Raw genomic sequence first — 25,421 nt, forward strand, 5'->3', positions numbered from 1 at the left:
GCCGCGGGCCGTACGGCCGAAGGGGTGGTCAGGCGGTCACATCAAGGTGAAGGGGGATTCGGGCTCACTTCTTGGGGCTGATGTTGATGCTGCCGTTCTGCGGCACCGGCACCACCGTCACGCGCCCGTCCTGGATCGCCTTCCACAGGATCGCCCCCTGCGGCCCGAGCACCTTCACCAGGTCCCTGATGGACTCCAGCTCGGTCTTCACCTTGGTGTTGATCTGCTGCTGGGCGAGGTTCTGCTGCTTGGCGGCCTGCTCGGCGGCCATCGCGTCCACCAGGCTGTCCGGCGGCTCCGGCTTCTGGATCGTCAGGACCACGTCGCCGCACTCCCCCGTGCCGCCGTAGTTGGGCTGGCAGAAGTACTCCCCGCCGGCCGCCTCCTTGATGAACTGCCGCGCGAGGACCCCGACCCGCTGCTCCCACTGCTGCTTGACGTTCGGGTCGTTGAAGAGCTTCTTCCACTCGTATTCCTGCGACGCCGCGTCCATCGCCCGGTCCAGGGGCTGCTTGAAGTAGACGTTCAGCATGCGCTTCCAGCCGGCGGGCTCGCCCTCGGCGAAGTCGATGCCGTACTTCAGCCCGATCCGCTCGTGGAACCTGCGCAGCGTCTGGCAGTCCGTGTTGAGCGCGAAGGTCGCCACCCCCGCGACCTCCATCTGCACGTTGTCCTTGGACACGACGCTGATCGGCCGCGACTCCGCGTCCCCGGAGCCGGAGAAGTCGAACGTGCGCTGCCCGAACGGATAGGTGTGGTGGGTGTCCCCCGGCCCGTCGATCTGCATCCCGCTGGAGGGGTTGATGCAGTCGGAGAACTTGCGCGCCTCGAAGATCCCCCCGGCGTAGTGCAGCACGACCTCGTCCGGCCCGGTGCTGACCCGCGTGCAGGCCGTGAGCCCGAACGTCACCGCGACCACCCCCGCGACGACGAGCAGCACGATCCGCCCCACCCGGCTTTTCTTTGCCGGGACGTTGCCCTTCCCAGAATTCATGGCCGAAACCGTACAAGAGTCACACCTCCCACCACATTCCGATGCGCCCCATAAGTACGGCCATCGCCCGCCTCTCCTTTCCGCACACCACCCTGTGGACGACCCGGCCCTTTTCCCGCCGTGATCATGCGGTTTTAAGCACAGGGTGTGATTGAAACCGCATGATCACGACGACAGAGGAGCCGGTGCGGGAAGGGCGGCGAGCGAGGCGGGAGCGAGTGAGAGGCGCGAGCGAGAACGGCCGGCGAGAGGAGAGGCGCGAGCAAAAGGAGGACGGGCGCCGGAGAAGCGTGGACACCGGAGACGAGCGGGCGTGGAAGGAACCCGGACGCGGGAGGTGGGCGGGGGCAGGAGAACGGCGGAGGGAGCGGGAGCGGCGGGGGCGGACAGGGGAAGCGCCCGTGCGGTGGGTCACCGGACGGGCGCTTCAGGGTGGGGGTGCGGGGAACCCGCGGGTACAGCGGACGGGCGTCATGCCTCGGCGGGCTCCACGGCCGCCGCGGCCTTGCGGGAGCGGATGGTGAGGACGGCCAGGATCCCACCGGCGACCGCGATCACGGCGGCGCCGGCGAAGGCGGCCTGGAAGCCGTTCGTGAGCGCGACCTTGTCACCCAGCCGGGACGCGCCCTGGGAGTTGGCGATCGCGGTCATGACCGCGAGGCCGAGCGCGGAGCCCACCTGGTAGGTGGTGTTGACGATGCCGGAGGCCAGGCCGCCCTCCTCGGGACGCGCGCCGGACAGGGCGCCCTGCAGGGCCGGGATGTACGCCAGGGCCATGCCGGCGGCGGCGACGAGCGAGGCGGGGAGCACGTCCACGAGGTACGACCCGTCGGGACGGGCGAACGCGAGCCAGACGAGCCCGGCCGCCAGGACGAACAGGCCGCCGACGATGAGCGGGCGGATGCCGTACCGGCCGATGAGCGGCGCGGCGACCATGGTCATCAGCAGCATGACCAGCGCGGTCATCGGGACCAGGGCGGCGCCGCCCTCGAAGGCCCCAAGGCCCAGCACCTGCTGGAGGTACAGGTTCAGGAAGAACCACATCGGGATCCAGGCCGCGCCGAGCAGGGTCATCGCCAGGTTGGCCGAGCCGAGCCCGGGGGCGCGGAAGATGCGCAGCGGCATGAGCGGCTCGCGCTTGGCCCGCTGGATCGCGAAGAACACCCCGAGGAGCAGTACGGCCGCCGCGAGCGAGCCGAGCGTGGTCAGGGAGCCCCAGCCGGCCTCGGGGGCGCGGACGATGGCGAAGACGCCGAGGGCCAGGCCGCCGGTGACGGCGATCGCGCCGGTGACGTCCACGTGACCGCGGCGGGACTCGCCACGGGGCAGCAGGGCCGGGCCGGCGATCAGCGCGAGCAGGGCGAACGGGATGTTGATGTAGTACACCCACGGCCAGCTCAGCCACTCGGTGATGACGCCGCCGAGGAAGACGCCCGCCGTGCCGCCCGCCGGGGCCGCCGCGCCGTAGATCGCCATGGCCTTGGTGAGTTCCCTGGGGTTGCCCCCGAAGGACATCATCAGCAGGGTCAGCGCGGCCGGGGCGATCAGCGCCGAGCCCGCGCCCTGGACGGCCCGGCCGATGAGCTCGACCGCGACGTTCCCGGCGAGGCCGGCGACGAGCGAGCCCGCCCCCAGGACCGCCCAGCCGGCGAGGAAGAGCCTGCGGGCGCCGAAGAGGTCCGCGAGCCGGCCGCCGAGGAGCAGGAGGCCGCCGAAGGCGATGACGTAGGCGTTGAAGACCCACGACAGGTTCTCCTGCGAGAAGCCCAGGTCCTTCTGGATCTCGGGTAAGGCGACCCCGATGATCGACGTGTCCATGATGGTCATGAACTGGGCGATCGCGATGAGGGCGAGCGCCCACCACCTCAGGTGTGACATCTCAAGGCTCCTTTTACTATACCGGGGTAGGGTATCTGTCAGGCAAAAAAAAGAGAGGGTGCCGCCCGGGGGCCGTACGGCGAGCGCCGCACGCCCCCGGGGATGAGGGTCTAGAAGCTGGACCGGAACCGGCGGAGCCGGAGGCTGTTGCTGACCACGAAGACGCTGGAGAAGGCCATCGCCGCTCCCGCGATCATGGGGTTGAGCAGGCCCGCCGCCGCCAGCGGGATCGAGGCCACGTTGTAGGCGAAGGCCCAGAACAGGTTGCCCTTGATCGTGCCGAGCGTGCGCCGGGCGAGCCGGATCGCGTCCACCGCGGCCCGAAGGTCTCCCCTGACCAGGGTCAGGTCGGAGGCCTCGATCGCCACGTCGGTGCCGGTGCCCATCGCCAGGCCCAGGTCGGCCTGCGCGAGCGCCGCCGCGTCGTTGACGCCGTCGCCGACCATGGCGACCTTCTTGCCCTCGCCCTGCAACTGCTTGACCACGTCCACCTTGTCGGCCGGCAGCACCTCGGCGATGACCTCGGTGATCCCGACCTGCGCCGCGACCGCCCTGGCGACGGTCTCGTTGTCGCCGGTGAGCAGGATCGGGGTGAGCCCGAGCCCGCGCAGCCGCTCGATGGCCTCGGCCGAGGTCTCCTTGACCTGGTCCGCCACCGTCAGGACGGCCCGTGCCTTCCCGTCGTAGCCGACCGCGACCGCGGTCTCGCCGCGCGCCTGCGCCTGCTCCATGGCCCGCTCCAGCTCGACCGGGAGGTGCTGCGACCACTCGGCCAGCAGCTTCGGCCGGCCGACGAGCACCGCGTGCCCGTCCACGACGCCCTGGACGCCGAGGCCCTCGACGTTCGCGAAGTCCTCCGGAGCCGGCAGGGCGCCGACCTTCGACCGGGCGCCCGCCGCGATGGCCTGGGCGATCGGGTGCTCGGACGCGTCCTCCAGGGCCCCCGCCAGCCGCAGCACCTCGGCCTCGGACTCGCCCTCGGCCACGTGCACGTTCAGCAGGGTCATCTTGCCGGTGGTCACGGTGCCGGTCTTGTCCAGCACCACGGTGTCGATGTTCTTGGTGTGCTCCAGGACCTCAGGGCCCTTGATCAGGATGCCCATCTGGGCTCCCCGGCCGGTGCCGACCATGAGCGCCGTCGGGGTCGCCAGGCCGAGCGCGCAGGGGCAGGCGATGATCAGTACGGCTACCGCCGCGGTGAACGCCGCCACCGGGCCCGCGCCGCTGCCGAGCCAGAACCCGAGGGTGCCGACGGCCAGCGCGATCACGATCGGGACGAACACTCCCGAGATCCTGTCCGCGAGCCGCTGGACCTGGGCCTTGCCGTTCTGCGCGTCCTCGACGAGCCTGGCCATCTGCGCGAGCTGGGTGTCCGCGCCGATCCTTTCGGCCTTGACCACCAGCCGGCCGCCCACGTTGACCGTGGCGCCGGTCACCTGCTGGCCGGGGCCGACCTCGACCGGGACGGACTCGCCGGTGAGCATGCCGGCGTCCACCGCCGACACGCCCTCCTCCACGACGCCGTCCGTGGCGATCTTCTCGCCCGGCCGCACCACGAAGAGGTCGCCGACCCGGAGCCGGTCCACCGGGATCCGCTTCTCCACGCCGTCCCTGAGCACCGCCACGTCCTTGGCGCCCAGTTCCATCAGCGCCCGCAGGGCCGCGCCCGCCCGCCGCTTGGACCGCGCCTCGAAGTAGCGGCCCGCGAGGATGAACGCGATGACGCCGCTGGCCGCCTCCAGGTAGATGCTGCTCGCGCCGTCCGCCGTCAGAGTGAAGCCGTGCGTCATGCCGGGCGTGCCCGCCGTACCGAAGAACAGCGCCCACAGGGACCAGCCGAGCGCGGCCAGGGTGCCCATCGAGACGAGCGTGTCCATGGTCGCGGCGCCGTGGCGCAGGTTGGTCCAGGCGGCCTTGTGGAACGGCCAGCCGGCGTAGGCCACGACGGGCGCCGCCAGCGTCAGCGAGAGCCACTGCCAGTTCGTGAACTGGATCGCCGGGATCATCGCCATCGCGATGACCGGGACCGACAGCACGACCGACGTGATCAGCCGCTGGCGCAGGGGCCGCAGTTCGTCGGCCTCGGCGGCCTCGCCGCCCTCCTCGCCGTCGTCCTTCTTCTCGACCGGCAGCGCGGCGGTGTAACCCGCCTTCTCGACCTCGGCGATCAGATCGCGCGGGTCGATGTCGCCCGAGAACTCGACCTTGGCCTTCTCGGTCGCGTAGTTGACCGTCGCGACCACCCCGTCCACCTTGTTCAGGCGCTTCTCGATCCGCGCGGCGCAGGACGCGCACGTCATGCCACCGATCGTCAGCTCGACCTGACGCTGCGCGTTTTCACCGGCAACGGAAGTCACGGCTCCTCCTCCTTCGTCGTCTCTGTCGCCTAGTGGCTGTGGCCGTCGGCGTCGTGGGCGGGGGTCTTCGCGGGCTCGGGCGTCTCCGCCGGCGTCCCGGTCTGTACGGCGGCGCCCGCGCGGGCGGTGAACTCCGCCGTCCGGACGGTGTCGCCGTGCTTGAAGTCCAGATACAGACGGTAGTCGCCCCGGCTGGGTGCCTCCGCGTAGAACGTCACGGACGGACCGGCCGGCGTCTTCCCGTCGCCGGGCTCTCCGTCCGGGTGGACGTGGAGGTAGGCCAGGTCGCCGTCGCGCAGCGCCACCAGGTGCCCGTACGCGCCCAGGTAGGGCTGCAGGTCGGTCACCGGCTTGCCGTCCTTGCTCACCGTGAGCGTGAGCTTGGTGGTCTTGCCGGGCTCCAGGTCGCCGTCGAGGCGCACCTCGTAGCCGTCCACCTCGTAGGTGCGGCTCGGCTCCGGCAGCGCCTTGGCGGTGAAGGAGCCCTCGGCGGAGATGTCGCCGCCGAGCGTCAGCCCCTCCTCGGCCCCCGCCGGGATGAAGTCGGCGAAGAACCGGTACGACCCGGCGTCCTGGAGCGTGATCGGGACGGACCAGACGCCCTGCCCCACGTGCTCGGGGTGGACGTGGAGGAAGCCGCTCAGGTCGCGGCGGACCACGATGAGGTGCAGGTCCTTGTCATGGCTGGTCTTGTACTGCGTGACGCCCCGGCCGTCCGGGCCGATCACGCTGAACCGGAAGTCGGTCTTCTCGCCGGCCTTCAGCGTCCGGGTCAGCGGCACCACCGTGTACCCGTCCTGTGAGGCCTGGAGCCCGCCGGGGAGCTTGGCCGCCCCCGCCGCGGTCCCGTGCCCGCCGTGCCCGTCGCCGTGTCCCGCCTGAGTGCTCACTGCCGCCCCCGTCTTCGTCGTCTCGTGTCCGTCCCCGTGGGGCTTGACTCCCGCCTCGGCCGCGGGCGCGGGCCCGGCCACCTTGCCGAGCCCCGCGCCACCCGCCAGGACGACCGCCAGCCCGAGCGCGTACGCGCCCAGCTTGGTCGCCGTGTTCATTACTGGCTCACCACCTCGTAGCCGGCCTCCTCAACGGCGGCCCGCACGTCGTCGTCCGACACCGGCTGCGTCCCGGTCACCGTGACCTGGCCGGTGGCCAGTTCCACGGTCACGTCGGTCACGCCGGCGATCTTGGAAACCTCCTGCTTCACCGACCCGACGCAGTGGCCGCAGGTCATCCCCGAAACGGTGTAGGTGGTCGTCGCCATCGTTCTCTCCTTTTCTCATTACCCCCGGGGGGTATCTGCCGGACCTGATACTGCCATGCCCGTACGGTTGCACGCAACCCGTACCCCCTAGGGGTTTATTCCACCTCCACCGGATCTTTTCCCATGATCTCCCAGGAAGGCGCTCTGACCTGGGATTTCAGCGCGTGCCCAGGTCGCCGAGAAGGGATCGGCAGTGGCTCGCCCGGAAGGCGGGCGGCACGGTGAGGCAGACGGCGGACATCGTGGGGGCGCCGCCGGGCAGCCGCGCGGCCGGTCCGCGAGGGGTCTCCTCCCCCGCTCCCCCGGCCCGTCCCGGCCGGGCGGTGCGGGCCGGCGCCGGCCGGGCCACCTCCGCCGTCCGGCCCTTCTTCGCCCTGGTCACGAGCGCGTACGGCGGGGCGGGGACGAGCCGGGGCGGTGACGCCGCGGGCGGCCGCGCACCTCGTCCGTCATACCCCTGGGGGGTTCCATCGCGCGGGGTGGTCCCCTCGCCCTCGGCGGTCCACGGCCGAGCGTGCGCCGGGGTGCCGGTCCGCGGGGCGTCTCGCCGTACGGCCTCGGCGTCCCGGGCGGCTCCGGCGGCCCACGACCAGGCCACGGCCGCGCCGCCGCCCGCCGTCAGGCCCAGCGCGAGGACGGTCACGACGAGCCCGGCGCGCCGCCGGCCGCCTCGCCGCCCGGCGTCAGCGACGTCGGCGGCGTCAGTGGTGTCAGCGACGTCGGCGGCGTCAGCGGCGTCAGCGATGCCACGGCCGCGCCGCGCGGGAGGGCGGTGGTCCATGGCGTCACCCGGCTCGGCCGGGCTTCCCGCCGAGCCCTCCTCGGCAGGAGACCCGGCCGAGTGACCGGGCGGGGAGCCGGGCGCCGGGGGGCCGAACGGATGACGATGCCGGCCTCGCCGGCCGATGCCGCTCTCCACAAGGTCAGAGCGAACCGCATCGCGGGCTCACGGACCCGCTGTTATTCCAAGCCGTTATGAATCGGCTACTCTCCGCGCGCTCACTTGCCCACGGGCACGTCGGCCCCCAGGCTGCGGGCGACCCGGGCGGTGCGGGTGGCCGCCTCGGCGTACCGGGCGCGCATCGCGGCCGAGGCGCTCTCCCCCTCCAGGTCGGCGGAGAGCGCGTCGGAGCCCTTGAGCGCGGCGGCCAGGTTGACCAGGCGGATCGGCGGCCCGGGCACGACGAGTGTGGGGATGAAGGCGGGCGAGGCGCGCCAGGCGCGGGCTTCCTCGTCGTAGCGGAACGTGAACTGGCCGACCATGCCCTCGTGGGTGGCCTCGGCGTTGGCGGTGGGGTTGGCGACCTGGTTGCCCAGGCCGTACAGCACCCACTTGTCCCCGAAGCGCTCGAAGGGCTGCACCACGTGCGCGTGGTCACCGATGATCAGGTCCACGTCCGGGGAGGCGAGCAGCCGCTCGGCGAGGCGGCGCTGCTGGGCGGAGGGCTCGTGCTGGTACTCCACGCCCCAGTGGGCGCTGAGGATCACCACATCGGCGCCGGCCTCCTTGGCGCGGCGGGCGTCGGCGAGGATCACGTCGGCGTCGAGGCCGTCGTTGACCAGCCACTCCTTGCCCGCGGGCTCGGCGACGCCGTTCGTGCCGTAGGTGTAGGAGAGCTGGGCCACCCGCACGCCCTTGACGTCGAGCATCGTGGTCCGCCGGGCCTCGGCGGCGCTGCGCGCGGAGCCGGCGTGCTCGATCCCGGCCTCGTCGAGCGCGGCGAGGGTGCGCCGGACCCCGGCCGCGCCCTTGTCCAGTGTGTGGTTGGAGGCCGTGGAGCAGGTGTCGTACCCGAGCCGCTCGACCGCGTCCACGATCTGCGGCGGGGAGTTGAAGACCGGGTAGCCGGTGTAGGCCGAGCCCTCGGCGGCGATCGGCGTCTCGATGTGGCAGATGGCCAGGTCGGCCTTGCTGATCACCGGCTTGAGCGCCTTGAGCATCGGCAGGAAGTCGTGGGTCCGCGACCCGGACGCGTCCTGCGCGCCCTGGCGGATCAGCACGTCGTGCAGCAGGAAGTCGCCGGTGGCGGCGACGGTGAACGACGCCGGGCGCACGCCGGACACGGAGTCCGCCGCCCGTTCCGCGGGCGCGTGGACGGGGCCGGTCGCGGCGACCCGGACGTCCTTGGTCAAGGTCGCGCATCCCACCATCAGAACGGAGGACGCCACCCCGATCAGCAGCCATCGCCGCTGACCCGACAATGTCCCTTTATGCACGTAGCGTCGCATTGGGGCAGCGTAAGAGCTTTATTTCCGGCAAACCGGACTTAAAAGGTTCCCTTGAACCTAACTAGGGCAGCTTTTTACCCTTATCCACATATGTCTAGATCTATCAGACCGGCCGCTGACCTCCCCTGAACCCCCCGGCCCCCGCCGTACCGCGTGCGCGTCCCACGCCCGCGGTAAGCCGGTGTCACCTGTTGGCCAGACCAGAAGAAACCATCCATCACCCATTGACACGCTCCAATCGCAGGACGAGTGTCCATGACGTAACAAACTCGCCCAATGTGACTGGACCGGCCGGTCCTACCGGCGATGGCCCGCGGGCCCCGGGCATCGCCATCCTCACCGGCGCAACCCCCGGAGACAGTCATGTCATCCCTCACCGACCCCACGACCGAGACGGCCTCGTCGTCCTCCGGTCTGGGCAACCTCGAGCAGTCCCTCGAGGAGGAGACCCGCTACGAACAGGCCCGGGACACCCTTGAGGCGAACGGCGACCGCGGGGAGACGATCGGCGCCTACGCGGCGGAGGAGATCACCGACACCGAGCGGGACGCCCTGATCCCGCCGCGGCCCCTCCCGCCCCGCCCCGTGCCCCCGCAGATCCGGCGGCACCTCGTGCGCGGCCGCTACCGCAGCGGCGGCGCCGGCTACCAGCTCGAACTGCGCGTGGACGTCGACGGCACACGTCCCCTCAAGCGCGTCAGCGGCGACTTCTTCCAGACCAGCGGCGGGACCACGACCTACTACGGGTCGTTCATCGTCCACTCCCCGGTCATCACGACCACGGCCGCTCAGGTGCGCATCGAGGGCCAGGGCACGTTCACGTTCGCGGCCGGCGCGCCGCGCGTCCGCGTGACCATCCCGCGGAAGATCATCACGCAGCCCCCCGGCGCCGCGACGGTGCAGTTCTTCACCACCTCGGGCCAGCCGGGCGCGACCTACCTGTGCAACTTCCTCTCGCCGTACTTCCGCAGCGTGGTCTGGGAGCAGGACTCCGTGACCGGGGCCGTGCCCTTCGTGTCGTACGACACGTCCTCGCTCCCGCAGCCGCCCGGCAGCCCCAACCGGGTCCTCACCGTGCCGAAGGCGTTCGCCGAGGCCGGGATCGAGCTCCAGGTCTCCGGCGCGGCGAACGTGATCGCCAACGACCCGGCGGGCTGGGACGACTCCGAGCTGCACGCCGCGATGGCGAGCCACTTCAGCACGTTCGCGAACGTCCCGCAGTGGAAGGTCTGGCTGCTCGTCGCCAACAAGCACGTCGGCGGCTACCGCGGCATCATGTTCGACTACTCCGACGCCTTCCAGCGCCAGGGCTGCGCGGTCTTCTACGACGCGATCAAGGGCACCGGCCCGGCGAACACCCGCTCGCAGCTCCGGACGTACGTCCACGAGCTCGGGCACGCGTTCAACCTGCTGCACTCCTGGCAGAAGAACCTCGGCCAGCCGCCGCAGCCGCTCGGGCCGAACGGCGGCCTCGGCGACCTGTCGTGGATGAACTACGACTGGAAGTACCAGCCGCCGCCCCCCGCGGCCGGCGGCGAGGCGGCGTACTGGGCGGCGTTCCCGTTCCAGTTCACCGACAACGAGCTCATCCACCTCCGGCACGCGTACTACCGGAACGTGATCATGGGCGCGAACGCGTTCGGCGTGGGCGCGGCCGAGATCAGCCCGGAGATGTTCGACGAGCCGGTCGTGGACCAGTCCGGCCTGAAGCTGGAGGTCCGGGCCAAGGAGGCGTTCGAGTTCGGCGAGCCGGTCGTCGTGGAGCTCAAGCTCGCCACGACCGACCTGCGCGGCCGGACGACCCACGGCTACCTCCACCCGACCACCGACTTCGTCTCGATCGCGATCGGCCAGCCCTCGGGCCGCACCGTGATCTACCGGCCGATGACGCGCCGCTGCGTGGACGAGGCCCGGTCCGTGCGCCTGGACGCGGACAACCCCGCGATCTACCAGAGCGCCTACATCGGGTACGGCCGCGACGGCCACTACTTCCAGCAGACCGGGGAGTACCACATCCGGGCGCAGTACGTCGCCGCCGACGGCTCCCGGATCGTCTCCGACGTCTGCCGGATCCGCGTGCGGCACCCGGCCAACCGGGCCGACGAGGACGTGGCCGAGCTCATGATGGGCGAGGAGCAGGGCAAGCTGCTCGCGCTGCTGGGCTCCGACTCCCCCGCGCTGCGCCACGGCAACGAGGCGCTCGACGAGGTCATCGACCGCCACGCCAAGCACCCGCTGGCCGTCTACGCGCGGATGATCCGCGGCATCAACGCCGAGCGCGACTTCAAGATCATCACGCCCGAGAAGGACATGAGGGTGCGCCAGGCCGACACCAAGGAGAGCATCCAGCAGCTCACCGCGGTGGCCGAGGCGTCCGCGCAGGGCCGGGGCGTCGACAACATCACCCTGAACATGGTGATGCGCCGGCTGGCCCAGGCCCAGGCCAAGCAGGGCGACCTGGAGCAGGCCAACACGGTCCTGGACAAGATGGTCCGCACGTTCGCCGACAAGCGGCTGAACCCGATCGTGCTGGACCAGATCCGCCAGCAGGCCGAGCGGACCAAGGCGCGGCTGGCCGCCGAGGTCACGCGCGGCGACCGCTCCGACAAGCCCGACCGGTCCGACCGCGCCGGCCGGTCCGACCGGTCCGACCGGAAGTAGCCCGATCACGGCGTGACCGGGCCCGGCCGAATCCCCCGGGGACCTGCCCGGATTCGGCCGGGCCCGGCCCGGAGCGGCCCGGCGGGCGGGCGGCGCCCGCCGGGGCCGCGCCCGGCATCTGTGACACCGGGGACATGTCTGGTCATCGGTGCGCGTGATGACAGCGATGTGGCGAATCCCTATCATTGCCCGCATGCCCGACGTCCCCGCCGCCGTCGATGATCTGGAGCTGGTCGGGGCGCTGCGCCGCGGAGACGCGAACGCCTCCCGCGACCTCCACGGCGTCTACGCCGACCGGCTCTTCGACTACTGCCGTTCCCGTCTCGGGGACGACGAGGCCGCGGCCGAGGCGCTGACCCGCACCCTGGCCACCGTGCACGCGCACATCTCCCTGCTCAGCGAGCCGGAGCGGCTGCGGGCCTGGCTGTACGCGCTGGCGCGGGCCGAGAGCGGCGCGGGCGCGCCGCCCGCGGAGGTCTCCGACAGCCGCCCGATGGGCCGGCTCGTGGCCGAGGCGCTGGGCGCGCTGGAACCCGACGAGCGCGAGGCGCTGGACCTGTCGCTGCGGCACGGCCTGCCGCCCGAGGAGGTCGCGTACGTCCTGGGCCGGGAGGACGTCTCGACGCTGCTGGCCGAGGCGCGGCGGCGGATGGAACGCTGGATGGCGGCCGTCGTGCTCGCCCGCGACGGGCGCTCCCCCTGCCCGGAGATCGCCCCGCTCGTGACGGCGTGGGTGCGCGGCGCCGACCGGGCCTCTCGCGAACGGCTCAACGGGCACGTGCGCCACTGCCCGATCTGCGCCCAGGCGCCGCGCGCCGGGACCTCGGCCGGGGAACTGCTGGCCCTGCTGCCGATCCTGCCCGCGCCCGCCGCCTCCGCGCCGCCCAAGCCCGTGCAGGAGCCGATCGACATCCCCGACTCGGAGTTCTGGACCCCTGACGGCGACGCCTCCAACCCCGAGAGCCGGGTCCGCGGGTGGGTCGTCGCGATCGGCGCCGCCGCCGCCCTCACGGTGGCCTCCGGCGTGATGTACGCGCTGGTCCAGGCCGGGGAGCCGACGGGCACGCTGGCCCCGATCGCCCGCGCGGACTCCGCCACCGCCGCGCCCCGGCCCTCCCCCAGCCCGTCGCCCGCCGCGCCGCCGGACGTCTCCCCGGCGGTGTCCCCCGGCGAGGACGGGACCGAGCCCGCCCGCCCGTCGGGTTTCCCGCCCGTCCGCGTCCCCCCGCCGGGCGGCGCCCTCGACACGCCCAGGCCGACCGTCCCCGTGCCCCGCACGACCGGGCGCGCGACCCCGAAGCCGACCCCCAAGGCCACCCCGCGCCCCACCGCCCGCCCGTCCACGCCGCCCACGCTGCCCTTCCCCCCGCGCCCGCCCGTCCCCCGCTGACGCAGTACGGCCCGCGCCTCCGTCGCGGGCGATCACGCGGTTCTGGTCACGGGTGTGCGCGGAACCGCCCGGGCCGCTCATGCCGTACGGCCGCCGCCGGGTTCCGGCGCGATGCCCGGGGCCGGGGCGGTGGGAGGATTCCGGGAAGACGGGAGCGGGAGGAGACGGGGATGGCGGGGCTGAGCGTCGATCGGGAGCGCGTGATCGCCTACCGGATCGCGGCGCAGGGGCTGGACCGGCGGGCGGGCGCGGAAGGGCCCGGGGCGGCCGGGCCCGGGGTGCTGGACCTGGCGGTGCTGGACCTGGGGGTGCAGGACACGCCGTACGGCACGGCCGCGATGGCGCTCACGGCGCGGACGGACCACGCGGGGGACGCCGGGGACGCGCTGTCGCTGGTGTGGGCCGCGCGGGGCGCTCCCCACCTGCACCGGGACGCGGACCTGGTACGGCTGGCGCGGGCGCTGTGGCCGTTGAGCGACGCGGACGCCACGGCGCGGATCGACAGCGCCCAGATCAAGGAGGGGGCGGCGCTGGGGATCGCGGCGTTCGAGGCCGCGGCCCGGGCGATGCGCGAGGTCGTGCGGGAGCCGATGGCCAAGGGCGAGGTCAGCGCGGCGGTGAGCGCCCGCGTGCCGGAGTCCCTGACGTACGACTGCCGGGGATGCCGGGCGCGGCACCTCTCGACCGCCCTGTTCGCCCAGGTGGGCCTGGCCGCGGGGGTGACGGTGCGCCCGGAGGGCCGCAGGACGGTGCTCGCGCCGATCCCGGGCTGGCCGGGGGTGCCCGAGCGGGCGGAGGGCACGGACGCGTACATGGCGGCGTACCTGCGGCTGCTCGGGCCCGCGACCCCGGCCGAGGTGGCCGGGTTCCTGGGGACCAGGCGGGCCGAGGCACGCCGCGTGTGGCCGGAGGGGACCGTTGAGGTGAGCGTGGCCGGTCGCGCGTGCCACCTGCCCGCGGACCGCGTGGACGACCTGCTGGGCGCGCCCCGGCCGGAGGCGGTGCGCCTGCTGCCCGCGTCCGACCCCTACCTCCAGGCCCGCGACCGCGACCTGATCGTGCCCGACGCGGCGCGCAGGCGCGAGCTGTGGCGGCCGCTCGGCAACCCGGGCGCGCTGCTCGTGGACGGCGAGATCCTGGGCGTCTGGCGGGCCAAGAAGGCGGGCCGGCGGCTGGACGTCACGGTCACCGCGTTCGAGCCGCTGGACGCCCGGGTGCGCGCGGCGGCCGGGGCCGAGGCCGCGCGCCTGGCGGAAACGCGGGGAGCGGCGGAGGCGCGGCTCGACGTCACGTGACGGCGGGGCTCAGCCGCGCCCGTGGTCGTCTTCGAGGCGCTCGATGTCGTCCTCGTCGAAGTGCCCGAAGGCGATCTCCAGGACGCGGATCTCGGGCCCGGCCGACCCGAGGCGGTGCGTCTCGCCCGCCTTGATGAACACGCGGTCGCCCACCTGGGGCTCGATCCGCCGCCCGGCGACCTCGAACACCGCGCCGGCGTCGAGGGCGACCCAGAGCTCGTCCCTGAGCCGGTGCCGCTGAAGGCTCAGCCGCCGCCCCGGCGCCACCGTGATGATCTTCACGGTGGTCGGCTCGTTGTGGGTGAACTGCTCGAAGTTCCCCCACGGCCGCTCATCGCGCAGCACCGCGCCCAGGCGGTCGATCTCGATCACGGACACAACTCCCAACTCCGACGATTGTCGAATTCTGCCAGGTCACGCCACTGGTCGCGACAACCGTCAGGTGATCAGGACGCCCCCGTCGACCGGGAGCGTCACGCCCGTGACGTACGCCGAGGCGTCGCTCGCCAGGAAGACGGCCGCCGCGACGAGCTCGGCCGGGTCTCCGGCCCGCTTCATCAGCACCCGGGTCGCGAGCTGGCGCTCCAGGTACCCCTCGGCGTACTGCCCGGTCATCTCCGACTCGAAGAACCCCGGCTCCAGGCAGTTCACCCGGATGCCGCGCCGTCCGGTCCACTGCTGCGCCAGGTCGCGCGTGAGCCCGACCAGGCCCGCCTTGGACGCGCTGTAGGCCGCCTGCGGGAGTCCCGCGGTCGTCTCCCCGAGCACGCTGCCGATGTTGATGATCGAGGACCCCGGCCGCATCACCCGGGCGCACGCCTGGGCCATCCAGTAGGCGCCGTTCAGGTTCACGTCGATGACCTGCCGGAACTGCTCCGGAGTCTCCTTGAGCGCGGGTACGGCGGTGCCGACGCCGGCGTTGTTCACGAGGACGTCCACCGCGCCGAGCTCGGACATCGCCGCGTCCACGAGCCCCCGGCAGCTCTCGGGGTCCGCGACGTCGGTCGCCACGGCGACGCACCGCCGCCCGGTCTCCTCCACGAGCCTGCGGGTCTCGTCCAGCCGGTCCTTGCGCCGCGCCCCGATGGCCACGTCCGCCCCGGCCTCGGCCAGCCCGCGGGCGAAGGCGACCCCCAGCCCGGCGGAGGCCCCGGTGACGACGGCGACCTTCCCGTCCAGCCGGAATCGATCGAGCACACCCACAGCAGCCCCTCCCCACGACAACAGAACGACATTCTGGCATCGTCGGCGGGAAGGCCGCCACCGGCCCGCGCGGCGCGGCGCGGCGGAGCGGCTGACGCGATGGGCCCGGTGACGCGAGGGGCCGGTGATACGAGGGGCCGGTGACGCGATGGGCACGGTGACGCGATGGGCCCGGCCGATGCTACGGGGGATTCACCGGCCGGGCTGCGCATCGCGCCGACCTCCGGAACGTTCGCCGTTCCCTCGGTCGGGAAAAGACTGCCGCCTCCCCCTTGTGGCGGACTTGCCGGTGACTAGGAGGAGGCGGGGCGGCCCCGCCGTACGGCCGAGGGCGCGCGGGCCCGCCGTACGGCGCGAAGGCGCGCGGCCTACAGGTCGTACTCCTCGGCGATGCGCTCGTGGCGCTCCACGTCGCCGTCGCCGGCCTTGGCCAGGTCGGTCCAGACGAGCGGGTGCTTCCACCCGGCGGTGAGCTCGGTCAGGACCCGGTCGGCCTCGGCGGGCTTGACGCCCGCGGGCACCGCGAGCCAGCCGTAGATGCCGGGGATCTCCTCGCCGGTGGCCGGGTCGGTCACCGTGTCGTCGTCCTCGCTGTAGACGCCCAGGTGCCAGTCGCGCTCCTGGAGCGCCTCGGCGAACGCCGCCCAGGTGTCGTCGTCGGGCTCGGCGCCCTCGAAGAACCAGCTCGTGTAGCCGCCGGGACGCAGCAGCCGCACGCCGCGGAACGGCACGACGAACCGCTGGAGCTCCTTCTCGTCCTCCGGCAGCGGCTCCAGCGGCTGCGGGTCCACGATCACCACGTCGCCCACGTTGTACGGCGTGCCGGCGGGCTGCGGGATCAGCAGGCGGGCGGTGGCCGGGCCGGTGCGCAGGCCCAGGACCTCGCGCATCGTGCCGTCGGGGGCGGGGAGCACGACGCGGACGAGGTGCCACTCCTCCTCGATCGGGCCCTCGGTGCCGCTCAGCTCGATGCCCAGGCCCTGCGCGGCCAGGCGCACGGTGTTCCAGCGCTCGACGGAGGAGGCCAGCACGATCAGGCGCCAGGTGTCCTCCTCGGTGCCGCCGTGCGAGACGACCTGCTGGTACAGGTCGGCGGCCAGGCCGATGTCCTCCAGCTCCTGGGCGGCGTCGGCCCAGATGCGGCGGGCGCGCTGGGCGGTCTCGCCGCCCGGCTCGATCTCGGTGACGGCCTTGGCCTCGGCCGCGCACTCCTCCCAGCGCTCGCGCGCGTGGTGGAGCCGGGCGAGGGCCAGGTGCGAGGCGGCGGGGGCGGGCTCGGCGAGCAGGCCGGACAGGCGCTGGATCCGCTCGTCGTCGTCATCGGTGAGCAGCAGGTCCACGAGCGTGTTGGCCTGCTCCTCGTCCGAGGGCTCGCGCTCGACGCGCTCCCAGAGCAGGTCGGCCGCCGCGCCGGGGAAGCCGAGGAAGTGCATGGTGGCGACGAGCCGCTCGTCGGCCGCGGCCGGGTCGGCGGCGGCGTCCCGGCCGGCGAGGAGCAGGCCCACCCACTCCTCGGGGTCGGCTCCGCCGTCGTTGGCGGCGTCGAACGCGGCCACCACGTCGCCCGCCGGGGGCACGGGCGCGGGCAGCGCCTCGGCGGACGCCCGCAGCGCCGCGATCTCCTCCTCCGCCCCCGCGAGCTGCTTGGACTCGGCCACCTCGGCCAGCCGCAGCGCGACCCAGGCCGCCCCGCGCCCGACTGCGAGGCGCCCGGCGGTCAGCGCCATGTCGAGCGCCAGGCGGTAGGAGCCGGCCGAGTCGAGGTAGGAGATCCAGTCGCGCATGACGCGGCCGATCTGCCAGGAGTTGTCCACGGCGCCGCCGGTGACCAGCGGCTCCAGGGCCGCCGCCGTGCCCGGCCAGTCGCGCGGGTGGGAGGCGATGTCCTCCAGGCCGGGCAGGATCGCCTCGGCCTCGTCCAGCCGGCCCAGCCGGGCCAGGGCGCGGCCGGCGAGGATGTTCGCCGCGCGCTCCAGCTCCGGCCCGGACAGCGCCTCGGTGACGGTCGCCGCCTTGCCGGTCCCGGCGGGGGCCACCGCCTCGCGGGCCGCCTCGACGGCCTCCTGGTCGCGCTCCAGGGCGAAGAGCACGCGGGCGCGGGCGTAGGCCAGCTCGTGCGACGGCTCCCGCCCGGCGTCGCGCAGGCGCACCTCCGCGCCCTCGACGCGCACGAGGGCGGCGACGGCGCGGTCGGCGTCGACGAGCGCGTAGGCGTACTCGGCGATCAGGCTCTCGTAGCAGGACCAGCTCTCGTCCACGCGCTCGAGGACCTTGTCGAGCGCGGCGAGCCGCTCCTGGGCGTACCCGGGCCCGTCGATGTTGGCCAGGCACATCACGTAGTCCTGCACGACCATCGGGGCATGCGGGCAGTCACGCGCGTCCTCGCGCTGGGCGAACTCCAGCAGCGCCGCCGCCTCCGGGAGCACGCCCGCGCCCTCGGCCCGGTCGCCGACGTGGGCGCGCAGCACCCAGTGGCGTACGAACAGCTCCACCCAGGGCAGCCCCAGCTCGCGCGCCTGGCCGATGGCCTCGCCGGCGAGCGCCTCGAGCTGCTCGAAGCGGCCCTCGTGCACCTGAACGGGGATCTCCCCCATCGCGAAGGCCAACCGTCCGTTGCCGGACGCGTGCAGTTGCCGCTGGGTGTCGGCGACCCATGCCCAGATGTCCACGTGAGCGAACTCCACTTCAGCGCTTGGATGACGTTGTGCTTCATCGCACGCTATTCCATGGCGGAGCCCACTCACGCCCTGTCGGCCCGGGAACTACCGGCCCGCGGCCGCCCGCTGCGCCTCCGCGAGCAGCTCGGCCAGCTCGTCCCGCTCCCGGTCGTCCAGCGCCTCGAACGCCGGGGCGGTCATCTCGTCGGTCGCCTCCTCTGCCCGGCGCCGCCGTTCCCGCACCTCCTCCCCCGGCTCGGGGTACGGCTCGCGCCAGTTCATGAAGCCCGCCACCAGCCGCACGTCCGCCGCCCCGGGCACCGGCGTCCCCGAGGAGTCCGGGTTGGCGAGGATGGCCTCCAGCGGCGTCAGCCCGTGGGACAGGACGGCGCAGCCGTGCAGCCCGCCCCGCAGCTCCCGCAGCACGTGCAGCGCCTGGGCCAGCCGCGCGGGATCGTCGCCCGGCAGCGGCAGGGCCCGCCAGCCGGCGAAGAGCGGGGCCCCGAGCGGGGAGGCGTGCCTGTTGACGGCGGTGACGAGATCGGCGAGCCGCCCCGCCCCGGCGAACTCGCCGAACTTGCGCCGCCCCCAGTTGTGGCAGGCCTCGGCGTACCCCTCGACGGCCCGCTCCACCGGCAGCTTCCGCCCGCCGTCCCAGGACTCGGCGACGTGCGAGGCCGGGAAGAACACGCAGACGGCGGTGACGACGTCCGCGGCCGTCTCCCCCAGCACCCCGCACCGGCCCCGGAAGTACATCTCCCGGGGTCCGAGCCCGGTCTCGCGGCAGAGCCCCTTCACCTCGCGCGAGATCATGAACCCTCCCCCGAGCACCCCCACGGGCCCCTTCGCGGCCCGCGCCACGCTCCGAACGTCCATGACAGCCCCTCTCGGTCCACTTCTTAGACCCAGCCTCCCAAACAGAAGGAAGTTCCACAAGAGCCGGGGACGCCCGGATCGCCGGCGAGATCCGGTCGAGCGGTGATCGTATTCACCGGGCCGGGGGTCATCCGGCCGGGGCCCGCGCCCGCCCGCGTGGTCGCGCGGGGCGCCCTCCCCGGTGATCCGCGTCTTCCCGGCGGACGGGACGGCGGTCCGCTCCGGCTCCGCCCCTCCCGTGCCGTGTGCTTCCCGGGCGCCGGGGGTAGGCGGACGTTCTCCCCCCGGTACTTCGGGGGGAGATCGTGCGAGTTCGGGGGCGTTTCGAGCCGATGCTCGCCGCCGGGGTGGACCGGCTGCCCGTGGGCCGGGGCGGGGAGTTCCTGTACGAACCCAAGTGGGACGGGTTCCGGGCCGTGGGGATGGTGGACGCCGAGCGGGGCGTGCACCTGCAGTCCCGGCGCGGGGCCCGGTTCAACGAGGCGTTCCCCGAGGTCGTGTGGGCGCTGTACGAATGCCTGCCTCCCTCGACCACGGTGGACGGGGAGATCGTGCGGTGGACGCCGGACGGGCGGCTGGACTTCGGGGCGCTGCAGCGGCGGAACTCGGCCGGGAACCGGGCCGCCGAGCTGGCGCGGGCCGAGCCCTGCCACTTCGTGGTCTTCGACCTGCCCCGGATGCGGGGACGGGATCTGACCGGGTCGCCGCTGGTGGAGCGGCGGCGGGCGCTGGAGGAGCTGTTCGCCGGGATCCCGGCCGCGTCGGTGCTCGCCCTGTCGATGCAGACGGCCGACCCCGGGGAGGCCCGCGGGTGGTTCCGGTCGCTGCACGTCGCGGGGATCGAGGGGCTCGTCATCAAGCCCGCGCGCTCCCGGTACGAGCCGGGGGCGCGCGGCTGGTGGAAGCTCAAGCACCGGAGCACGACCGAGGCGCTGGTCGGCGGCGTGACCGGGAGCCTGGAACGGCCCGCCGAGCTGCTGCTCGGCCGGTACGACGACGAGGGCGTGCTGCACGTCGCCGGGCGCACCACCCGGCTCGCCGACGGCGCCGCCCGCCAGGTCGCGCCGCTGCTCGCCCCCGCGGGCCCGGACCACCCCTGGCCGGAACGGCTCCCGCCGGGCTGGACGAGCGGCCGGTACGGCTCCCGCGACCCCCTGGAGTACACCCGGGTCCGGCCGGACGTGGTGGCCGAGGTCGCGGTGGACGTGGCGGCGGAGCGGGGCCGCTGGCGGCACGCCGTACGGTTCATCCGGGTGCGTCAGGACCTGTCGCCTTCCGACGTCCCCCTGAACCTGGACCTGGAGACCGACAGCGGCTGACCGCGGCCGACCTCGGCCGACCGCTGACCGCCTGACCGCCTGACCGCCGCCCACCGCGACCGGTCGCGCCGACCGGTCCGGTCGGCGCGGGGCCGCCCGCCCCGGGGGTGGCCGGGGCGGGCGGTCCTCCGGCGCGCGGGCCGGAGCCCTCGCCGCCGTTACGCGAACTCGTGCTTGCGCTGGCAGGTGACGCAGTAGCGCGTCAGGGGCCGGATCTTCAGCCGCTCGAACGGGATCTCCACGGCGCAGTCCTCGCAGCGGCCGTAGCCGCCGGCCGCCAGCCGCTCCAGGCCGTTCCGCGTCTCGGCCACCGCGCGTTCGGCGGCCTCGATGGCGGCGGGCAGGCTCTGCCAGTCCGCGTTCGTCTCGCCGTCGCCCTGGCCGTCGGCGATGCGCCGGAGGCCGTCCAGCCGGCCGGCCCGCTGCTGGAGCAGCTCCTCCAGCTCCTCGCGCAGGAACTGGATCTGAACGCTGCTGAGCCAGGTGCTCTCACGGTCGATGGTCATGATGTGACGTCCCTCCGTCGGACGCCCGGAACCGCCCGAGCGCGTCGGGGTTCCGGGCAGGGCAGGAAGCCGCGTCCCGGCCGGCCTCATGGGCGTGCCGGGAACGGCGGCGGGCCGCGTGCCCCGGGACTCCGGGACGGCACGCGGCGGGCGGCTCACAGGCCGCTCAGAAGGCACGCTCCGCGTCCCGCCCGGCGACGGCCGGCGCGGGAGGGGCGGTCACGCCCGTGGGGGACTTCGGGACTCCGGGATCCGGTAGGAGAACCGCTGCGGGCTGCGGATGGAGGTCGTGGCGGGCGCGGGCGCGAGGATCGGCGGCCGATGCGCCGCCATCGGGCGCGGCGCGCGGTGCGGGAGCAGGCCCACGGCGACGAGGTGCTCACGGGCGCCCGTGAGGTTCGCCGGGGTGCCCAGGGGCTTGGTGGCCGGCCCGGACGACGCCCGCATCTCGGCGGGCGCGCTCCCGGGCGCGGGGGCCTCGCCGTACGGGATCGAGACCAGGCCGACGGCCGTCAGGGCGAGCACGACCAGGCCCACCACGGCCATGAACGCGGTGGACCCCCGTGGAATCCGCCACGACCTGCCCATACGGCCGACCATAGCCCAGGTGTGCGAAAAAGGCACCCGCGTTTCCGCCCGTACGCCCCCAGGGGACTCCCAGGGGATACGTCTCCCTATGATGCGGTTCGTACGGCTGCCGCCCGCGACTCCAGGAGCCACGTCATGCCGCAGATCATCGTCGAGTACTCGGCCGCGCTCGCGGACGTGTTCGACCGGCGCGGGTTCGCCCTCGCGGTGCACGCCCAGGCCCCCGCGATGCTGGGCAACGACGGCTACAAGACGCGGTTCCGCCCGCTGGACGACGTGGTGATCGGGGACGGGGCCGCCGAGAACGCGATGGCGCACGTGGAGATGGGCATCCTGTCCGGCCGCGACGCGGAGACCAGGAAGCGGCTGTCCGCGCTGGTCCTGGACCTGCTCGGCGAGCATCTCCGGCCGCCCGCCCACCTGCGGGTCCAGCTCACCGTCGAGATCCGCGAGATGGACCGGGACACCTACGGCAAGCGGGTGACCTGAGCACGGCGCGGCGCGGGCGGCCGCGCCGGGGACCGGACGGCGCGCGGGCGGGGTGAGGGCCGCCCGGCGCGGTGGGCCGGGGCCGCGCGGAGGCCGGGAGTCCGGGTGCCGGAGACCGGGTGCCGGAGTCCGGAGGTCAGGCGAAGAGCGAGTCGCGGATCTCGCCGTCCGCCACGAGCACGGCGGGCCCGGTGAGGAAGCTCGTCTCCTCGTCCAGCGTCACGACCAGGTCGCCGCCCGGCACCGCGACCCGCCACTCCCCCGACACCTCGCCCGCGGCGTGCGCGGCGGCGACCACCGCGGCCACCGTGCCGGTCCCGCACGAGCGGGTCTCGCCCGAGCCGCGCTCGAACACCCGCATCGCCACCGAGCGCGGCTCCGCCAGCGGCGCGACGAACTCCACGTTCACGCCCTCGGGGTACACCGACGCGTCGTACCCCGGCGCGACCGACAGGTCCAGCCCGTCGACCGGCTCCCCGATCACGCAGGCCAGGTGCGGGTTGCCCATGCTGACGTGCAGCCCGGGGTACTCCCGTCCGGCCACGGTCGCCCGGCTCGTGCCGTACACCCGGGGCTTGCCCATGTCCACGCGCACGTCGCCGGTCGCGCCCAGGCTCACCCGCCGGACGCCCGCGCGCGTCGCGAGGTTCAGCGACCCCGGGGCGGCGAGCCCGGCCTCCACCAGGTAGCGGGCGAAGACGCGGGTGCCGTTGCCGCACATCTCGGCGACGCTGCCGTCGGAGTTGCGGTAGTCCATGAACCACTCGGCGTCGCCGGCCTGGTCGGCCACCTCGGGCACGAGCTTGGTGCGGACCACGCGCAGCACCCCGTCGGCCCCGATCCCGGCGCGCCGGTCGCAGATCCGCGCCACCTGGGCGGGCGTCAGCGTGAGCGCGGCGTCGGGGTCGGGCAGGATCACGAAGTCGTTCTCGGTGCCGTGGCCCTTGACGAAGTGCATGATTCGGAGCCTATCGGGTCAGCTCCAGGGCGCGATCCACCAGGTCGGGGGCGTCGTACGGCAGCCACACCACGCGCGGGTCCCGCCGGAACCAGGACTCCTGCCGCCGCGCGAACCGCCGCGTCGCCGTCACGGTCTCGTCGCGCGCCTCCCGCTCGGTGCACTCCCCGGCCAGGAACCGCAGCACCTGGGCGTACCCCAGCGCGCGCCCCGCCGTGCGGCCCTCGCGCAGCCCCCGGGCCTCCAGCTCGCGCACCTCGTCCACGAGGCCGGCCGCCCACATGCGGTCCACCCGCAGTTCGATCCGCTCGTCCAGCTCGGGCCTGGGCACGGCCAGGCCGATCTGGACCGCGTCGTACACGCCCTCGTAACCGGGCATCGTCGCGGAGAACGGCCGCCCGGTCAGCTCGATCACCTCCAGCGCGCGCACGATGCGCCGGCCGTTGCCGGGCAGGATCGCCGCGGCCGCCGCCGGGTCCTTGTCCTTCAGCACGGCGTGCATCCGGTACGGCCCCGCGGCGGCGAGCTCGGCCTCAAGCCGCTCGCGCAGCGCGGGGTCGGTCCCGGGGAACTCCAGGTCGTCGATCACCGCGCGGACGTACAGCCCCGACCCGCCCACCAGGATCGGCGTGACGCCGCGGGCGAGCAGGTCGTCGGCGATGGGCCGGGCGAGCCGCTGGTACTCCGCCACGCTCGCGGTCTCGGTCACGTCCCACACGTCGAGCAGGTGGTGCGGCACCCCGCGCCGCTCCCCGGCCGTCAGCTTGGCCGTGCCGATGTCCATGCCCTTATAGAGCTGCATCGAGTCGGCGTTGATCACCTCTCCCCCGCCGGGGAGGCGCAGCGCCAGCTCGACCGCCAGGTCCGACTTACCGGCCGCCGTCGCACCGACGACGGCGACCACCCGTGTACGCGTCACGGGGTCAAGTCTGTCGCCGCCACGTGCTCACGATGTAATCGACCCCGTAGGGCGCGTCCGCGTAGAGCCCTTCCCCCGTCCCGTACGGCGCCGCGCCCGCCCCGCCGTACCCGGGTCCAGAGGCGGCTCCGGCGGCTCCGGCGGCTCCGGCGGCTCCGGCGGCTCCGGCGGCGAGCGGCGCGCCGGCCAGGACGGCGCCCGCGAGCACCTGCCAGGCGGCGCGCCCGGCGGCCATGAGCCCGGCGGACTCCTCCGGGTCGAGCGCCGCCAGCGCGCGGGCGTCCCCGGTGGCGAGCGCCGCGCGGACCCTCTGGCTGTACGGCCGCGCGCGCGGATCGAGGTATCCGGGCGCCTTCTCCGACAGGCGGGCCGTCCCGTCCCCCATGACCAGCAGCGCCACCCGCTCGGCCCGGGAGGCGACCGCCCGCCCGAGCCCCAGGCACTCCTCCGCCCCCGCCCCGGACGCCACCGCCACGGCCGCCCCCGGCCGCACGCCCTCGCGGCCCAGCAGCCAGGACCCGATCGTCAGCGACAGCGGCAGCACGGCGGGGCCGCGCCCGGTCCGCACGTCCACGCCGTACGGCGCGAGCGAGCCCCCGGCGTCCCCGGCGAACTCCCCCGCCTCCTCGGCGCCGCCCACGACCACCAGCAGGTCGGCGCCGCTCCCGGCGAGGGCCCGGACGGCCCGGGAGCACGCCGCGCGCAGTTCGTCCAGCTCGGGCGCGGCCTCCCCCGCCGCCTCGGGCACGAGAAGCGGCGGATGCGGACACACGGCGGCGGCTACCAGCACTGAACCATCCCTTCACGGCCTGTACCCCCGATCGTGCCAGGCCCCGGCCCTCCCCTCGACCCGCCCCGCCCGGGCCGCGGCGGGGGACGGCGTGCCGTGGCGTCCCGGCCCGGCGCTACCTCCAGCCGAAGTCCTGGGTCCACCAGGGGCCGCCGGCGCCCTCCTGGACGCCCACGCCGATGGCCTTGAGCTTGCAGTTGAGGATGTTGGCGCGGTGGCCGGGGCTCTTGAGCCAGCCCTTCATCACGGCCTGGGGGCCGCCGTAGCCGCGGGCGATGTTCTCGGCCCCCGGCTGGTCGTAGCCCTCGGCCCGGATGCGGTCCCAGGGGGAGCGGCCGTCCTTGGACGTGTGGCTGAAGTAGTCGTGCTCGGCCATGTCGGCCGAATGCGCCCTGGCGGCGCGGGCGAGGCGCTCGTCCACCCGCAGCGGCGCGCATCCGGCGTCCTCGCGGGCCTCGTTGGTCAGCCGTACGACGGCGTCCTCCAGCCCGCCGGACCTGGCGGAGGGGGGCTCGTCCCGCTCGGGCGGCGCCGGCTTGGGGGGCCTGGGCCGGCGCGTGGGCTCGGGCTCCGGCGGCTCCGGCGTCGGCCGCGCGGAGGGCGGCTTCGGCTTGGGCGGCGACGGGCGCCCGGACGGCGCGGGACGGGAGGACGGCGGGCCGGAGCGCGGCGCGGGGGCGGCGGGCGGGCGCGACGCCGAGCCCGGGGAGCCGGCGCCTTCCGGGGAGAGGGTCGTGGCGGGGACCCGGTCCTCGCTCTGCGCGGTGTACGGCGTGCCGGTCTGCTGCGGCGCCTGCCCCCGCGCCGAGCGCAGGGCCCCGGCGGTGCCGCCGCCGGGCTCGCCCACCAGCGCCATGACGCCCACGGCCGTAGCCCCCACGGCGACCGCCGCGCAGGCGGACACCACGATCCGCGTACTTCGGGACGTCCTCTCTCGTCTCGCGTGCCTACGGCCTCGTCGACGCATCGCCTTCTCCTCGGCGCATCGGGGGAAGCATCGGAGGATGCCTTGCAGCGGGAGACACACTAGCCCCAATAACGGCATCAGCAAGCA

22 protein-coding genes are annotated in these 25,421 nt (G+C 74.1%); 5 read left to right on the plus strand and 17 right to left on the minus strand.

Features of this window, described 5'->3' with window-relative positions:
- Positions 1 to 64: 64 nt before the first annotated feature.
- The 7 genes from D5H75_RS26350 to D5H75_RS26380 all read right to left on the minus strand — a co-directional run bounded on the left by D5H75_RS26350 (position 65) and on the right by D5H75_RS26380 (position 8,620).
- Positions 65 to 952, minus strand: a complete 888-nt coding sequence (locus tag D5H75_RS26350) for an SPFH domain-containing protein (protein WP_242454530.1) — start codon at positions 950 to 952, stop codon at positions 65 to 67.
- Between the two features lie 513 nt (positions 953 to 1,465).
- Positions 1,466 to 2,872, minus strand: a complete 1,407-nt coding sequence (locus tag D5H75_RS26355; RefSeq protein ID WP_119929235.1) for an MFS transporter — start codon at positions 2,870 to 2,872, stop codon at positions 1,466 to 1,468.
- A gap of 110 nt (positions 2,873 to 2,982) precedes the next feature.
- Positions 2,983 to 5,229, minus strand: coding sequence for a heavy metal translocating P-type ATPase (locus tag D5H75_RS26360; RefSeq protein ID WP_277949974.1), 2,247 nt, complete (start codon positions 5,227 to 5,229; stop codon positions 2,983 to 2,985).
- A 29-nt stretch (positions 5,230 to 5,258) separates the two neighbouring features.
- Positions 5,259 to 6,278 carry a hypothetical protein gene (locus D5H75_RS26365; RefSeq protein ID WP_119929237.1) on the minus strand — a complete coding sequence of 340 codons (1,020 nt, stop codon included), beginning with the start codon at positions 6,276 to 6,278 and terminating at the stop codon, positions 5,259 to 5,261.
- Positions 6,278 to 6,487 (minus strand): heavy-metal-associated domain-containing protein, encoded by a 210-nt coding sequence (locus tag D5H75_RS26370; protein ID WP_119929238.1) that lies wholly within the window; start codon positions 6,485 to 6,487, stop codon positions 6,278 to 6,280. Before D5H75_RS26370 ends, D5H75_RS26365 begins: the two co-directional genes overlap by 1 nt.
- Before the next feature lie 157 nt (positions 6,488 to 6,644).
- Entirely contained in the window at positions 6,645 to 7,268 is a 624-nt protein-coding gene (locus D5H75_RS26375) for a hypothetical protein (protein WP_119929239.1), read from the minus strand.
- A gap of 218 nt (positions 7,269 to 7,486) precedes the next feature.
- Positions 7,487 to 8,620: a CapA family protein gene (locus D5H75_RS26380; RefSeq protein ID WP_202638533.1), complete on the minus strand. Its 1,134-nt coding sequence runs from the start codon at positions 8,618 to 8,620 to the stop codon at positions 7,487 to 7,489.
- A gap of 459 nt (positions 8,621 to 9,079) precedes the next feature.
- Here D5H75_RS26380 and D5H75_RS26385 point away from each other — a divergent pair, with 459 nt between their 5' ends.
- From D5H75_RS26385 to D5H75_RS26395, 3 genes are all read left to right on the plus strand, one after another.
- Positions 9,080 to 11,377 carry a zinc metalloprotease gene (locus tag D5H75_RS26385; RefSeq protein WP_119929241.1) on the plus strand — a complete coding sequence of 766 codons (2,298 nt, stop codon included), beginning with the start codon at positions 9,080 to 9,082 and terminating at the stop codon, positions 11,375 to 11,377.
- Between the two features lie 193 nt (positions 11,378 to 11,570).
- A complete protein-coding gene (locus D5H75_RS26390) occupies positions 11,571 to 12,767 on the plus strand; it encodes an RNA polymerase sigma factor (protein ID WP_119929242.1) in 1,197 nt (398 codons plus the stop codon).
- A gap of 170 nt (positions 12,768 to 12,937) precedes the next feature.
- Complete coding sequence (locus D5H75_RS26395; RefSeq protein WP_119929243.1) at positions 12,938 to 14,062, plus strand: DNA glycosylase AlkZ-like family protein; 1,125 nt, start codon at positions 12,938 to 12,940, stop codon at positions 14,060 to 14,062.
- Positions 14,063 to 14,071: 9 nt separating this feature from the next.
- Here D5H75_RS26395 and D5H75_RS26400 read toward each other — a convergent pair whose 3' ends face one another.
- From D5H75_RS26400 to D5H75_RS26415, 4 genes are all read right to left on the minus strand, one after another.
- Positions 14,072 to 14,434, minus strand: coding sequence for a phosphomannose isomerase type II C-terminal cupin domain (locus tag D5H75_RS26400; RefSeq protein ID WP_242454531.1), 363 nt, complete (start codon positions 14,432 to 14,434; stop codon positions 14,072 to 14,074).
- 66 nt (positions 14,435 to 14,500) lie between these two features.
- A complete protein-coding gene (locus D5H75_RS26405; protein ID WP_202638534.1) occupies positions 14,501 to 15,259 on the minus strand; it encodes an SDR family NAD(P)-dependent oxidoreductase in 759 nt (252 codons plus the stop codon).
- A 374-nt stretch (positions 15,260 to 15,633) separates the two neighbouring features.
- Positions 15,634 to 17,934 (minus strand): coiled-coil domain-containing protein, encoded by a 2,301-nt coding sequence (locus D5H75_RS26410; protein WP_147425283.1) that lies wholly within the window; start codon positions 17,932 to 17,934, stop codon positions 15,634 to 15,636.
- Positions 17,935 to 18,027: 93 nt separating this feature from the next.
- Positions 18,028 to 18,798, minus strand: a complete 771-nt coding sequence (locus D5H75_RS26415; protein ID WP_119929247.1) for an SCO6745 family protein — start codon at positions 18,796 to 18,798, stop codon at positions 18,028 to 18,030.
- Between the two features lie 305 nt (positions 18,799 to 19,103).
- On the opposite strand from D5H75_RS26415, the gene D5H75_RS26420 reads away from it, so the two are divergent.
- The gene (locus tag D5H75_RS26420) at positions 19,104 to 20,117 is read left to right on the plus strand and encodes an ATP-dependent DNA ligase (RefSeq protein WP_242454532.1); all 1,014 of its coding nucleotides are present in this window, start codon (positions 19,104 to 19,106) and stop codon (positions 20,115 to 20,117) included.
- A 158-nt stretch (positions 20,118 to 20,275) separates the two neighbouring features.
- Here the strand turns inward: D5H75_RS26420 and D5H75_RS26425 are convergent, their stop codons facing one another.
- The gene (locus D5H75_RS26425) at positions 20,276 to 20,623 is read right to left on the minus strand and encodes a TraR/DksA family transcriptional regulator (RefSeq protein ID WP_119929249.1); all 348 of its coding nucleotides are present in this window, start codon (positions 20,621 to 20,623) and stop codon (positions 20,276 to 20,278) included.
- A gap of 219 nt (positions 20,624 to 20,842) precedes the next feature.
- Positions 20,843 to 21,211: a hypothetical protein gene (locus tag D5H75_RS26430; protein ID WP_147425284.1), complete on the minus strand. Its 369-nt coding sequence runs from the start codon at positions 21,209 to 21,211 to the stop codon at positions 20,843 to 20,845.
- Positions 21,212 to 21,346: 135 nt separating this feature from the next.
- Between D5H75_RS26430 and D5H75_RS26435 the strand changes: the two genes are divergently transcribed.
- On the plus strand, positions 21,347 to 21,700 hold the full coding sequence (locus tag D5H75_RS26435) for a 5-carboxymethyl-2-hydroxymuconate Delta-isomerase (RefSeq protein WP_119929251.1): 354 nt from the start codon (positions 21,347 to 21,349) through the stop codon (positions 21,698 to 21,700).
- A 136-nt stretch (positions 21,701 to 21,836) separates the two neighbouring features.
- Here the strand turns inward: D5H75_RS26435 and dapF are convergent, their stop codons facing one another.
- From dapF to D5H75_RS26455, 4 genes are all read right to left on the minus strand, one after another.
- Complete coding sequence (gene dapF / locus D5H75_RS26440) at positions 21,837 to 22,658, minus strand: diaminopimelate epimerase (protein WP_119929252.1); 822 nt, start codon at positions 22,656 to 22,658, stop codon at positions 21,837 to 21,839.
- 10 nt (positions 22,659 to 22,668) lie between these two features.
- Positions 22,669 to 23,562 carry a tRNA (adenosine(37)-N6)-dimethylallyltransferase MiaA gene (miaA, locus tag D5H75_RS26445; protein ID WP_119929253.1) on the minus strand — a complete coding sequence of 298 codons (894 nt, stop codon included), beginning with the start codon at positions 23,560 to 23,562 and terminating at the stop codon, positions 22,669 to 22,671.
- A 19-nt stretch (positions 23,563 to 23,581) separates the two neighbouring features.
- Positions 23,582 to 24,367: a class III extradiol dioxygenase subunit B-like domain-containing protein gene (locus D5H75_RS26450; protein WP_119929254.1), complete on the minus strand. Its 786-nt coding sequence runs from the start codon at positions 24,365 to 24,367 to the stop codon at positions 23,582 to 23,584.
- 115 nt (positions 24,368 to 24,482) lie between these two features.
- Positions 24,483 to 25,271 carry a CAP domain-containing protein gene (locus D5H75_RS26455; protein ID WP_202638535.1) on the minus strand — a complete coding sequence of 263 codons (789 nt, stop codon included), beginning with the start codon at positions 25,269 to 25,271 and terminating at the stop codon, positions 24,483 to 24,485.
- Positions 25,272 to 25,421 lie beyond the last annotated feature (150 nt).

It is taken from the genome of Bailinhaonella thermotolerans, from assembly GCF_003594875.1.
Classification (GTDB): Bacteria; Actinomycetota; Actinomycetes; order Streptosporangiales; family Streptosporangiaceae; genus Bailinhaonella; species Bailinhaonella thermotolerans.

What these genes read in the sequence shown, in the direction of transcription:
- D5H75_RS26355 (WP_119929235.1), bottom strand. Translation starts at nt 2,872, where the DNA reads ATGTCACACCTGAGGTGGTGGGCGCTCGCCCTCATCGCGATCGCCCAG.
- D5H75_RS26365 (WP_119929237.1), bottom strand. Translation starts at nt 6,278, where the DNA reads ATGAACACGGCGACCAAGCTGGGCGCGTACGCGCTCGGGCTGGCGGTC.
- D5H75_RS26370 (WP_119929238.1), bottom strand. Translation starts at nt 6,487, where the DNA reads ATGGCGACGACCACCTACACCGTTTCGGGGATGACCTGCGGCCACTGC.
- D5H75_RS26375 (WP_119929239.1), bottom strand. Translation starts at nt 7,268, where the DNA reads ATGGACCACCGCCCTCCCGCGCGGCGCGGCCGTGGCATCGCTGACGCC.
- D5H75_RS26385 (WP_119929241.1), top strand. Translation starts at nt 9,080, where the DNA reads ATGTCATCCCTCACCGACCCCACGACCGAGACGGCCTCGTCGTCCTCC.
- D5H75_RS26390 (WP_119929242.1), top strand. Translation starts at nt 11,571, where the DNA reads ATGCCCGACGTCCCCGCCGCCGTCGATGATCTGGAGCTGGTCGGGGCG.
- D5H75_RS26395 (WP_119929243.1), top strand. Translation starts at nt 12,938, where the DNA reads ATGGCGGGGCTGAGCGTCGATCGGGAGCGCGTGATCGCCTACCGGATC.
- D5H75_RS26415 (WP_119929247.1), bottom strand. Translation starts at nt 18,798, where the DNA reads ATGGACGTTCGGAGCGTGGCGCGGGCCGCGAAGGGGCCCGTGGGGGTG.
- D5H75_RS26425 (WP_119929249.1), bottom strand. Translation starts at nt 20,623, where the DNA reads ATGACCATCGACCGTGAGAGCACCTGGCTCAGCAGCGTTCAGATCCAG.
- D5H75_RS26430 (WP_147425284.1), bottom strand. Translation starts at nt 21,211, where the DNA reads ATGGGCAGGTCGTGGCGGATTCCACGGGGGTCCACCGCGTTCATGGCC.
- D5H75_RS26435 (WP_119929251.1), top strand. Translation starts at nt 21,347, where the DNA reads ATGCCGCAGATCATCGTCGAGTACTCGGCCGCGCTCGCGGACGTGTTC.
- dapF (WP_119929252.1), bottom strand. Translation starts at nt 22,658, where the DNA reads ATGCACTTCGTCAAGGGCCACGGCACCGAGAACGACTTCGTGATCCTG.